Source organism: Candidatus Blochmannia festinatus (nom. nud.) (genome assembly GCF_059936355.1).
Genome location: NZ_CP012116.1, coordinates 133,414 through 146,236 on the forward strand (window position 1 = coordinate 133,414; position 12,823 = coordinate 146,236).

General features: G+C 27.3%; 9 protein-coding genes. 8 read left to right on the forward strand and 1 reads right to left on the reverse strand.

Annotated elements, in window-relative coordinates:
* The first annotated feature begins 3 nt into the window (after positions 1-3).
* Positions 4-1,137 (forward strand): molecular chaperone DnaJ, encoded by a 1,134-nt coding sequence (gene dnaJ, locus Bfest607_RS00595; RefSeq protein ID WP_500838387.1) that lies wholly within the window; start codon positions 4-6, stop codon positions 1,135-1,137.
* A gap of 41 nt (positions 1,138-1,178) precedes the next feature.
* On the opposite strand, the gene rpsT is transcribed toward dnaJ, so the two are convergent.
* On the reverse strand, positions 1,179-1,445 hold the full coding sequence (rpsT, locus tag Bfest607_RS00600; protein ID WP_500838388.1) for a 30S ribosomal protein S20: 267 nt from the start codon (positions 1,443-1,445) through the stop codon (positions 1,179-1,181).
* Positions 1,446-1,647: 202 nt separating this feature from the next.
* Between rpsT and ribF the strand changes: the two genes are divergently transcribed.
* The 7 genes from ribF (at position 1,648) to carB (ending at position 12,673) form a co-directional block, all read left to right on the forward strand.
* On the forward strand, positions 1,648-2,604 hold the full coding sequence (gene ribF, locus Bfest607_RS00605; RefSeq protein ID WP_500838389.1) for a bifunctional riboflavin kinase/FAD synthetase: 957 nt from the start codon (positions 1,648-1,650) through the stop codon (positions 2,602-2,604).
* Between the two features lies 1 nt (position 2,605).
* Complete coding sequence (ileS, locus tag Bfest607_RS00610; RefSeq protein ID WP_500838390.1) at positions 2,606-5,461, forward strand: isoleucine--tRNA ligase; 2,856 nt, start codon at positions 2,606-2,608, stop codon at positions 5,459-5,461.
* A 2-nt stretch (positions 5,462-5,463) separates the two neighbouring features.
* On the forward strand, positions 5,464-5,970 hold the full coding sequence (gene lspA / locus Bfest607_RS00615) for a signal peptidase II (RefSeq protein WP_500838391.1): 507 nt from the start codon (positions 5,464-5,466) through the stop codon (positions 5,968-5,970).
* A 101-nt stretch (positions 5,971-6,071) separates the two neighbouring features.
* Positions 6,072-7,016 carry a 4-hydroxy-3-methylbut-2-enyl diphosphate reductase gene (ispH, locus tag Bfest607_RS00620; protein WP_500838569.1) on the forward strand — a complete coding sequence of 315 codons (945 nt, stop codon included), beginning with the start codon at positions 6,072-6,074 and terminating at the stop codon, positions 7,014-7,016.
* A gap of 165 nt (positions 7,017-7,181) precedes the next feature.
* A complete protein-coding gene (dapB, locus tag Bfest607_RS00625) occupies positions 7,182-8,048 on the forward strand; it encodes a 4-hydroxy-tetrahydrodipicolinate reductase (RefSeq protein ID WP_500838392.1) in 867 nt (288 codons plus the stop codon).
* A gap of 177 nt (positions 8,049-8,225) precedes the next feature.
* Positions 8,226-9,386 carry a glutamine-hydrolyzing carbamoyl-phosphate synthase small subunit gene (gene carA / locus Bfest607_RS00630; RefSeq protein ID WP_500838393.1) on the forward strand — a complete coding sequence of 387 codons (1,161 nt, stop codon included), beginning with the start codon at positions 8,226-8,228 and terminating at the stop codon, positions 9,384-9,386.
* Between the two features lie 11 nt (positions 9,387-9,397).
* Positions 9,398-12,673 carry a carbamoyl-phosphate synthase large subunit gene (gene carB, locus Bfest607_RS00635; RefSeq protein WP_500838394.1) on the forward strand — a complete coding sequence of 1,092 codons (3,276 nt, stop codon included), beginning with the start codon at positions 9,398-9,400 and terminating at the stop codon, positions 12,671-12,673.
* Positions 12,674-12,823: the final 150 nt, after the last annotated feature.

Below are 12,823 nucleotides of genomic sequence, written 5' to 3' on the forward strand. Positions count from 1 at the left end.
ATAATGGCCAGAAAGTCGGATTATTATGAAATTTTAGGGGTTTCTAGAAATGCAAGTGATCGTGAAATAAAGAAATCTTATAAGCGTTTAGCGATGAAGTTTCATCCAGACAGAAATCCTGGTAATGTTTCTGCTGAAACTAAATTTAAGGAAATTAAAGAGGCATATGAAGTTTTAAGTAATCCTGATAAACGTTCTGCATATGATCAGTATGGACATGCAATTTTTGAACAAAGCGGAGGAATGGGATCAGGATCAAATTCTGGGGGATCAGATTTTAGTGATATTTTTGGAGATGTATTTGGTGATATTTTTGGAGGTAATAGAAGAAATCGTTCTAGCAGAGGTGCTGATTTACGGTATGATATGGAATTAACTTTAGAAGAAGCTGTTCGTGGGGTTGTTAAGGAAATTTTTGTCCCAACTTTATCAACATGTATAAAATGTAGAGGTAGCGGGGCTAAATCGAGTGCGTCAATAATTACATGTATGACATGTCGAGGTCAAGGACAGATACAAATGCGTCAGGGTTTTTTTTCTGTACAACAGTCTTGTCCTTCATGTCGAGGTCATGGTAAGATTATTAAAGAAATTTGCAATGAATGTCGGGGTAATGGTCGAGTAGAAAGAACTAAGACTTTATCTGTTAAGATACCTGCTGGAATAAGTTCAGGAGATCGAGTTCGATTATCTGGAGAAGGTGAATCTGGTAAATATGGAGCTTCATCAGGAGATTTATATGTACAAGTTCAGATTAAAAAACATCCAATTTTTGATCGAGAAGAAAAAAATTTGTATTGTGAAGTTCCAATTAGTTTTTCTATGGCTGCATTAGGAGGAGAAATTGAAGTCCCAACATTGGATGGAAGGGTAAAATTAAAAATACCGCCAGAAACTCAAACTGGGAAGTTATTTAGAATGAGAGGTAAGGGAGTAAAATCTGTTAGAAGTGGGGGGTATGGGGATTTATTATGTAGAGTAGTAGTAGAAACTCCAGTTAGATTGAGTGAGAGACAAAAAAAATTACTCCAAGATTTGTCAGATAGTTTTGAGGGACCTTGTGGTAATCAGAATAGCCCTAGATCAAAGAATTTTTTTGATGGGGTTAGGAAGTTTTTTGATGATCTTACTAGGTAATTAGATTGTTATTATAATCAATAATAAATTAAGAAATAAGATCATGGGGAAATTTCAGTTATTTGTTTGAAGATTTTTGATTTGCATCTAGCAGCTTTATTTTTGTGAATTAATCCTTTATAGGATTGTCGGTCTATGCATTTTTGCATAATAATGAATTGGTTCATTGCTACAGTTTTTTCTTGATTTTGAATAGACTTTTTTACTTTTTTTATAAAAGTTCGTAACATAGACTTTTTGCTGATATTAAATGCGCGTTGTATTCTTGATTTTTTGATAGATTTTTTAGAAGATTTAATATTAGCCAATGCATTTTCCTTAGAAACTTTAAGGTATCAACGTAATTTAATTCAATTATGTTACCATAAATCAATAAAATTTTAAATAACTTTTATTGATTTATGGTAATAATTATTATATTGCATGATATATAATAATGCATATATCTATGCAATAAATTTAATAAAAATATTTTAAATAAATATTCTGTAATTTTTGATGATATTTATTATGAAATTAATACGTGGATTACATAACATAAAACCTTGTCATAAAGGATGTATATTAACAATGGGAAATTTTGATGGATTCCATAGAGGACATCAATTATTGATTTCAAAATTACATGAAAATAAAAATTATAAATTACCTGTTATGGTAATGATTTTCGAACCACATCCTAAAGAATATTTTTCTAAAGTAGTAAGAATTCGATTAAGTAAATTTAGAGATAAAATTCAATATTTATTTACTGCTGGAGTTGATATAATTTTATGTATAGCATTTAATGAAAAATTTGCTTCTACTGAAGCATATAATTTTGTAAAAAAAATCCTAATATATAAATTAGGAGTGCAATTTGTTTGTATTGGCAATGATTTTAGGTTTGGAGCGTTTAGAAAAGGAGATTGTAAATTTTTGAAAAATATAGGAAAACAAGAAGGATTTAAAGTAGTATGTGTAGACACCTGTTTAGATCGATATGGACAGAAAATAAGTAGTACTGCAATAAAAACTGCTTTAATAGAAGATAGAATAATGGATGCTGAGTTATTAATGGGTCATTCTTATCGTATTTCTGGTAAAGTAGTACATGGTAATAAATTGGGTCGTGTTATTGGATTCCCTACAGCTAATATATTGTTGAAAGGAAAACAATTACCTATTCATGGCGTGTATGCAGTAATAGTACATGGCATTTTTAATTTTCCGTTACCAGGTATGGCGAATATTGGGATACGACCAACAGTTTCTGGATCATCAACACAACAATTAGAAGTACATATACTAAATATATCTATAGATTTATATTGTCGTTATATTACTATAGTTTTTCTTAAGAAAATACGTAATGAGCAGTATTTTAGTTCTATATATATGTTACAAAATCAAATTCAAAACGATATATTAAAAGTATACGAATATTTTAAAAAATATTCTAATTATAATAAGATAGTGAGTAAATAATATGACGAATTATAAAAATACTTTAAATTTACCTTATACTAAATTTCCTATGCGTGCTAATTTACCAAATGTTGAAATAAAAATTTTGAAAGATTGGTATAAAAATGATTTATATAAAATTATTCGTACAAAAAAAAATAATAAAAAACTTTTTTTATTACATGATGGACCTCCCTATGCAAATGGAACGATTCATTTAGGACATGCAATTAATAAAGTACTTAAAGATATTATTATTAAGTGTAAGGGATTGTCTGGCTATGATGCTCCTTATATTCCTGGATGGGATTGTCATGGATTACCTATTGAATTAAAAATAGAGCAACAGATTAATAAATTTAATTTTAATAGTGATACTGATGTTAAGAAGTTTTGTAATGTTTGTAGAAAGTATGCTGAAGAACAGATAGAAATACAAAAAAAAGATTTTATTAGATTGGGAGTATTAGGAGATTGGAAATATCCTTATTTAACGATGGATTTTAAAATTGAAGCAAATATTATTAGAACGTTACGAAAAATTATATCTAATGGTTATTTTTATAAAGGCATTAAACCGGTGTATTGGTGTGTTAAATGTTGTTCTGTTTTAGCTAATTCTGAAGTAGAATATTATCATAATCATTGCTCTAGTGCTGTTTATGTTGGTTTTTCTGTTATTAATAATGTTGATATTAATAAAATATTTAATACTAATATATATCAAGAGAATGTTGAATTAGTAATTTGGACTACTACTTTATGGACTCTTCCTGCTAATCGTGCTGTTTCTGTGCATCCTGATTATATTTACCAATTAATTAAAACAGTTGATGATAAATATATAATTATTGCAGCTGAATTAATAAATATGTTTATGAAATATATAAAATATGAAACTTGGGTTGTTTTAGGTCAAGCTGTGGGAAATACTTTAGAATATTTACAGGTAAGACATCCATTTATGTCATTTAATGTTTCTGTAATTTTAAGCAGACATATTACATTAGATTCTGGAACAGGAATTGTACATATTGCTCCAAATCATGGATTAGATGATTATATTCTTTTTAAAAAATATAAATTTAAAAATAATACTAATAATATTATAGACGAAAAAGGCTGTTATTTGCCTAATGTTCACAATAATTTAAATAAATTACATATATTTGAATCTAACTCAACAATAATTCAATTATTATGTCAATCAAAAAATTTTTTAAATGTTAATTTAAATTATCAACATAGTTATCCTTATTGTTGGAGACATAAAATACCTTTAATTTTTAGATCTACGTCACAATGGTTTCTTAATATGGATCATATGAATTTAAGGGAGAGATTATTGGAAGTAACTCAAAAGGTAATTTGGATTCCAAATAATGGGTATTCTAACATGCAATCAATGATTATTAATAGACCAGATTGGTGTCTTTCTAGACAACGTATTTGGGGTATCCCGATTCCTATTTTTGTTCATAAAAAAACAGAAGATTTTCATCCTAAAACATTAGAATTTATGGAAAAGATTGAAAAACTTGTAGAAAATAATGGTATTCAAGTATGGTGGGATTTAAAAGTTGAAGAATTTATTACAAATCAGGAGGAAGCAAATTGTTATAAAAAATTAAATGATGTTTTAGATGTATGGTTTGATTCTGGATCTACTCATGATTCTGTAATTTCAGAAAGATTTAAATTTATAAAAGAAAAACCAGAAATTGATTTATATGTAGAAGGGTTTGATCAATACCGAGGATGGTTTATGTCTTCTTTAATTACATCTGTTGCTATTAATAATAAAGCTCCTTATAAACAAGTATTAACTCATGGGTTTACTGTTGATTCTCAAGGAAATAAAATGTCTAAATCCATTGGGAATATTATTAGGCCGAAAGATATAATAGATAAGTTTGGGTCAGATATCTTACGGTTATGGATTGCTTCTTCTGATTATTCTAAAGATATGACGATATCAAATAGTAATTTGAAACATGTTATTGATATGTATAGACGTATTCGAAATACTATGCGATTTTGTTTGGCAAATTTAAATGATTTTGATCCAGATGAAAATTTAGTATCGCCTAAAAATATGGTTGAATTAGATCGATGGATGATAGATCATGCTTTATTAATACAATTAAAAATTATATCTAATTATGATAAATATCAGTTTCATAATGTAATTCAAAATATTATGAAATTTTGTTCAATTGAAATGGGTTCATTTTATCTAGATGTAATTAAAGATAGACAATACACTTTTAAAAAAAATAGTTTAGCTAGACGTTCTTGTCAAACAACTTTATATCATATTTTAGAAGCTATGGTACGATGGATTGCGCCTATTTTGTCTTTTACTGCAGATGATATTTGGAAATATATTCCAGGAAAACGATCAAAGTATGTATTTACTGAGGAATGGTATAATGGATTATTTAAATTAGATGAAAATCAAATTGTAAATAATGAGCTTTGGGATATTTTTTTTTACGTTCGTAAGGAAGTAAATAAAGTTATTGAAAAATCACGAATTGATGGTGTTATTAAAGGATCTTTAGAAGCTAAAATTATTTTAAATGTTACTCCAGCATTGGCAAATAAATTACGCATATTGAGTGATGAATTGGCATTCGGATTAATAACATCTTCTGTTATTATATTAGGAGATCTTCATGATACCAATATAATTGAACAGAAAAAAAAAGAAAATTTTATTGAGTTAAAAGTTACTTTAGAAAAATTTCAAGGAAAAAAATGTCTACGTTGCTGGAATTATACATTAAATGTGAAACAATACGCTAATTATATTAATATTTGTTCTCGTTGTGCTCAAAATATAATGGGATTAGGAGAAAATCGTCGATTTTTTTAGTAATGAAAATTAAATTTGTTTATAAATATTATGTATGGTTATCTTTTTCTATATTTTTTGCTTTATTAGATATTAGTGCTAAACAATGGATAAAAAATCATTTTTTTATTGGAGAAACTCAACATATACTGCCTGGTATTAATATTTGTCATATTCAAAATTCGGGATTAGCATTTGGATTATTTTCTAACATTGGTAATAATATTTATTTCAGATGGATGTGTATTGGAATAATAATATTTATACTTTTTATGTTAATTATGACGGTTTATAAACTAAAAAAATATTGTTATTTTTGTGATAGTTTGTCATATGCTATGATTATTGGAGGAGCTGTAGGAAATTTATATAGTCGAATATTTCATAATGCAGTAATTGATTTTATAGATATTTATATTAATTATTGGCATTGGCCAGTTTTTAATATAGCAGATATAGAAATTTGTATAGGAATTACATTCTTATCCATTAGATACTTTTTTGATGAAAAAATTAATATAATTAATTGATTGTGTATTTAGTAAATGTCAAAAAATAAGAGGGAGTTTGATTATATAAAATATATAAAGAATTTTTTATTTTTGTTAAATATTGGAGGTAATTGTTTATTATTAAAATTATACTAGCCTCTCCTAGGGGTTTTTGTGCTGGAGTAATTAGAGCTATTAATATAGTAAAGGAAGTAAAAAAGATTTATGAAGCTCCAATTTATGTAAAACATGAATTAGTACATAATGATTATGTAATTTCTGAATTATTAAAATTAGGTGTAATTTTTATTGAAGATTTGAATGATGTTCCTGATGGTTCTGTATTGATTTTCTCAGCTCATGGGGTTTCAAAGCAAATAAAAATCCAAGCAAAAAATAAAAAATTAATAGTATTTGATGCAACTTGTCCTTTAGTAAGCAAAGTACATATGGAAGTATTTCGTGCTAGTAGAAAAAAAATGGAAGTAATTTTAATAGGACATGTTGGACATCCAGAAGTAGAAGGAATCATTGGACAGTATGAACATATTAGTGATGTGAATACAAATATATATTTGATTCAATCTAAAAAAGATGCTTGGTCGTTGCAAATTAATTATCCAGATAATGTTTATTGTGTTACACAAACGACTTTATCGATAGATGATACTTTAGAGATTATCAAAATTTTGAGAAAAAGATTTCCTAATATGTCGGAACCTAAAAAAAGTGACATTTGTTATGCAACATTTAATAGACAAAATGCACTAAGAAATTTAGCATCGCTTACAGAATTAATTTTAGTAGTAGGATCAATTCAATCATCTAATTCTAATAGATTATTAGAATTAGCTCATAAAATTGGAAAACCTGCTTATTTAGTTAGTAATACCAATGATATTCAAAAAAATTGGATATCTAATATAAATAGCATTGGAATTACTGCAGGAGCATCTACTCCTGAAATTTTAGTGCAAAAGGTGTTAGAGAAATTGTGCGAGATAAATGCATATGATGTAATAGTTGAGAATATGTTTGGGAAGCAAGAAAATATATTTTTTGATATACCAACAATATTAAGATAAGTAATAAGAAATGAAAGTATGTAAATAATTTATTATTAGATAATATATAAGTTGCACATAGTTTTAAACAGATTATTATTTTATTTGTGTTATAATTCTTTATTTAGAATAATAAACAAAATGATATTGGTTTTATTAAAAATTTTAATTGTAGGTATGTTAATTATGATAAAAAACACCCCTATACGACTTGCTGTTACAGGAATAACAGGTCGAATGGGAAAAGAAATAATAAAGTATATTATACAACAAAAAGATCATCAAGTTAATAGAAAGTTTATTTTAGGAGCAGCGATAAGTAGAGCGAAAACTGGGATTTATAATATAGATGTAGGAGAACTTATTAAAATTGCTAATGTTGGAATATATGTTACAAATGATATTGAGTTAGTGAAAAAAGATTTTGATGTATTAATTGATTTTACTTCTCCTGAATCAACTATGGAGTATTTAAAATTTTGTATAGTAAATAATAAAAGAATGGTTATTGGTACTACTGGATTTAATAAGATTCATCAAGATATAATTAAAGATGCATCTAAGAATATAGGAATTGTATATTCTTCTAATTTTAGTATGGGAATAGCTATAATGTTAAAGTTATTAAAATTGATGAAGATGCAAGTTATAGGAAATTTTACAAATATAGATATAATTGAAACTCATCATAATAAAAAAAAGGATATTCCTTCTGGAACAGCTTTAATGATTCGTAATACTATTATTAAAAATAATTTATGTGGTAAATCATCATTGACTGAAGATATGCAGCGCAATAATGGGTCACATGAAGAAAAATCTAAGTTTAGTAGTAATATATATAAAGATATTACGATTCATTCAATACGTTCTGGAGATATTGTTGGTGAACATTCAGTTTTGATAGCTGGAATAGGAGAGTACTTAAAAATAACTCATCAGGCATATGACAGAATAATATTTGCAAATGGAGCAGTGCTTTCTGCTATTTGGTTAGGACGATCAAAAATAGGATTATTTGATTTAGATGACGTATTAGAGTGTAATATATAATTATAAAATTGATAGTATTGTATATAGTAATATTTTGTTGTATTTTTAATATTATTAAACTATAATTATTATATAGTAATATTATGGAATACATTATTGTATTAATATAAATTATAGGGTTTTTAAAAACCGAAATTTTGTAGAGTAGTAATTTATAAAAAGTATAGAGGTATTTGGTTGAGAACTGCATTATTAGTATTAGAAGATGGTAATAAGTTTTATGGACAGTCGATTGGGGCAAATGGAGATTCAATAGGAGAAATCGTCTTTAATACTTCAATAACAGGATATCAAGAAATTATAACTGATCCTTCTTATGCTCGACAAATAGTTGTATTAACTTATCCTAACATTGGTAATGTAGGTATTAATAAGTTTGATAATGAATCGGTTCGGGTTCAAGTAGCAGGATTGGTTATACGTAATTTATCAATTATTGCTAGTAATTTTCGTTCTGTAATATCTTTATCTGATTATTTAATACAACACAACATTGTTGGTATTTCTAATGTAGATACACGTAAATTAACTAGATTAATTAGGGAAAAGGGAATACAACGTGCTTGTATTATAACTTCTTCTAATTTATTAGAAGTACAATTAGCTATTCAAAAGATTTATGAATATTCGGTTGATTGTCAATTTAAATCAGTGTACGAGGTAAGTACATCTCAGAAGTATATTTGGACTCAAGGAACTAGTTGTGTAAATATTCAAAATAATTATAATTCTTCTTTAATTATTTCTAAAAAATTGATTTATCATGTTGTAGTATATGATTTTGGTATTAAATATAATATTATGCGTATATTAGTGGATTTGGGTTGTTTATTAACTGTGGTTCCAGCGAATACTCAAGCTCAAGAAGTTATTAATATGCATCCAGATGGTATTTTTTTGTCTAATGGACCAGGAGATCCTAATAAATATTCAGAAATTATTAATGTCATTAAAATTTTTTTGTTTAAAACAAATATTCCGATTTTTGGAATTTGTTTAGGACATCAGTTATTAGCATTAGCTTTAGGTGCTAAAATAATAAAAATGAAATTTGGACATCATGGGGCTAATCATCCAGTTAAAGATTTAGAAAACAACAGAGTAATGATTACTACCCAAAATCATAATTTTGTAATAGATATAGAAACTTTACCAAATATATTAAAGGTAACTCATATTTCATTATTTGATGGAACGTTACAAGGTATCAAATGCGTAAATAAGCCTGTTTTTGGATTTCAAGGACATCCGGAAGCTAGTCCTGGTCCACATGACTCAATATTTATTTTTAATTATTTTATTAAATTAATTAAAAATTATCTTAATAGTAATATTTGAGAATACTGTTTATGCCAAAACGTACTGATATAAAAAGTATTTTAGTTTTAGGGGCAGGACCGATTATTATAGGACAAGCTTGTGAATTTGATTATTCTGGGACTCAAGCATGTAAAGCCTTACGTGAAGAGGGATATCGTTTAATATTGGTAAATTCCAATCCTGCTACAATTATGACGGATCCTGATATGGCTGATGTAACTTATATAGAATCGGTTCAATGGGAAGTGGTACATAAAATCATACAAAAGGAACGACCAGATGCGTTATTATCAACTATGGGAGGTCAAACAGCTCTGAATTGTACTTTGGATTTAGATCAACAAGGGATTTTAAAAAAATTTAATGTTACTACTATTGGAGTAACGGTAGATTCTATTCATAAAGCAGAAAATAGACAAAAATTTCAAGAATCTATAAAAAAAGTTGGTTTAAACACTCCTAAGTCTGATATTGCTCATGATATTAAGGAAGCAATGTTAATTCTTACAAATATTGGATTACCGTGTATTATTCGTCCATCTTTTACTTTAGGAGGTAGTGGAGGTGGTATTGCTTATACTATGGAAGAGTTTAAAGATATTTGTCAACGTGGTTTATTTTTATCACCTAATCATGAATTACTTATCGATGAATCTTTAATTGGATGGAAAGAATTTGAAATGGAAGTTATGTGTGATCTTAAAGATAATTATATTGTTGTGTGTTCAATAGAAAATGTAGATCCTATGGGTATTCATACTGGTGATTCTATTACTGTGGCTCCTGCTCAAACTTTGACTGATAAAGAATATCAAGTTATGAGAAATGCTTCTTTTATGGTATTACGAGAAATTGGAATAAACTCCGGAGGAGCTAATGTACAATTTGCAGTAAATCCAAATAATGGGCGTATTGTTATTATTGAGATGAATCCAAGAGTATCGCGATCTTCTGCTTTAGCTTCTAAAGCTACTGGTTTTCCTATTGCAAAAATTGCCGCTAAATTAGCAGTAGGATATACTTTAGATGAATTATTAAATGATACCACAAATGGTCGAATTCCAGCATCTTTTGAACCTGCAATTGATTATATAGTAACAAAGATTCCTCGTTTTGATTTTGAAAAATTTCCAGGTCAAAATAATAGGTTATTAACAACACAAATGAAATCAGTAGGAGAAGTAATGGCAATTGGTCGGAATCAACAGGAATCGTTACAAAAGGCAATACGTGCTTTGGAAATTGGAATATTTGGATTAAATTCTAAAATTGACATAAATGATCCCAATGTATCTGAAATTATTACTCATGAACTTAAGTATGCTAGTGATAGTCGACTATGGTATATTGCTGATGCATTTCGTTATGGTATGTCTTTAGATCAAATTTTTAAATTAACCCATATTGATCGATGGTTTTTGAGTCAGATTAAAGAAATTGTACAATTAGAAAATAATGTTGTATCTAAAGGAATATCGTGTCTTGATAAAAAAAATTTATTTTTTCTTAAGCAACAAGGATTTTCTGATGTTAGATTAGGACAATTAACGAATACTTCAGAGAATAAAATTAGAGAATTAAGAAATTTATATGATATACATCCTGTATATAAACATATAGATGCGTGTGCTGCAGAATTTTTTACAGATACTGCATATATGTATTCTACTTACGATGATGAATGTGAGCATAGTGTTATTGATAATAGTAGGGAAACTGTTATGATTTTAGGGGGTGGACCAAATCGTATTGGGCAAGGTATTGAATTTGATTATTGTTGTGTTCATTCAGCAATGACATTACATGAAGCAGGATATAATGTAGTTATGGTGAATTGTAATCCAGAAACTGTTTCCACTGATTATGATATTTCTGATATTTTATATTTTGAACCAATTACATTAGAGGATGTATTAGAAATTATACGCATCAATAGATTAAAAGGAATAATTATACAGTATGGAGGCCAGACTCCATTAAAATTGGCTAAATTTATAGAAGAATACGGAGGAGTTACTATTCTTGGGACTGGTTCAAATATAATAGATCAAGCAGAAAATAGAGAACGTTTTAAAGGTGCAATAAAATATTTAGGGTTAAAACAACCAAAAAGTGTTACGGTTACTTCTATAGATTTAGTTTTAAAAAAAGCAGAAGATATTGGATATCCTATTGTAGTGAGACCTTCTTATGTATTAGGAGGAAGAGCTATGCAGATAGTGTATAATGAAAAAGAATTATTATTTTATTTAACAGATGCTATCCAAGTATCCAATAATGCCCCGGTATTATTGGATCATTTTCTTGAAAATGCTATAGAAGTGGATGTAGATGTTGTGTGTGATGGAACTCAGGTATTTATTGGTGGTATTATGGAACATATTGAGTATGCAGGAATTCATTCAGGAGATTCAGCATGTTCTTTACCAGCATATACTTTAAGTAAAGATATTCAAAATATAATACGTCAGCAAGTAAAAAGAATAGCGTTATATTTTAATATTCAGGGACTAATGAATGTACAATTAGCTGTTAAAAAAGATGAAATTTATATTATAGAAATTAATCCAAGAGCTTCTCGTACTATTCCATTTGTCTCTAAAGCTATTAATATAGCATTAGCAAAAATTGGCACTCGTGTAATGCTTGGACAATCTCTATCAGATCAAAAAATTATTAAGGAAATTATTCCTCCTTATTTTTCAGTAAAGGAAGTGGTGTTACCTTTTAATAAATTTTTAAATGTTGACCCGAAATTAGGTCCTGAAATGAGATCTACTGGAGAAGTGATGGGAATTGGTCGTACTTTTGAAGAAGCTTTTGCTAAAGCTGTACTAAGCAGCAGTCAATTTAAAATTAAACAAAATAATTATCATCAAGGTTGTGTATTATTATCTTTTTCTGAGAAAGATTTAAAATTTGAGATAATAGATTTAGTTGTTAAATTTCTTAAAAAAGGTTTTATGTTAGAAGTAACTGAAAAAACTGCAGATATGTTAAAAAATGTAGGTATTTTTTCTAAAATGATAAAAAAAATAAATGTAATGAATTTTTCATATTTATTTAATAAAATGAAGGATGGAAAATATAATTATGTAATTGACACAACTAACAATAGTTCTACAATATGTTATGATGAAATTAATAATAATTCTTCTATTTTATTAAGAAGTATGGCGTTACAAAGTACTATTCATTATAGTACTACAGTAAAAGGAGGAGTGGCTATTGTTATGTCTATTGATGAAGACCCTACAAAATATATTAGGTCTATTCAAGACACGCATATTAGTTTAATTAATTAAAAATTCTATTTAACTTAGTTATATTATGATTTTATATAATTTTTTTATATTGAAATCAAATTTTATAATAAAAAAGTAAAAAAGTTTTTATGTAAGTATAAGTGATTTTTGATCAAAGTTAGTTTTAAAGTATACTTATAATGAGTAATA

Excerpts from the sequence above, each read along its gene's own strand:
- dnaJ (WP_500838387.1), top strand. The coding sequence starts at position 4 with ATGGCCAGAAAGTCGGATTATTATGAAATTTTAGGGGTTTCTAGAAAT.
- ribF (WP_500838389.1), top strand. The coding sequence starts at position 1,648 with ATGAAATTAATACGTGGATTACATAACATAAAACCTTGTCATAAAGGA.
- ileS (WP_500838390.1), top strand. The coding sequence starts at position 2,606 with ATGACGAATTATAAAAATACTTTAAATTTACCTTATACTAAATTTCCT.
- lspA (WP_500838391.1), top strand. The coding sequence starts at position 5,464 with ATGAAAATTAAATTTGTTTATAAATATTATGTATGGTTATCTTTTTCT.
- dapB (WP_500838392.1), top strand. The coding sequence starts at position 7,182 with ATGATAAAAAACACCCCTATACGACTTGCTGTTACAGGAATAACAGGT.
- carB (WP_500838394.1), top strand. The coding sequence starts at position 9,398 with ATGCCAAAACGTACTGATATAAAAAGTATTTTAGTTTTAGGGGCAGGA.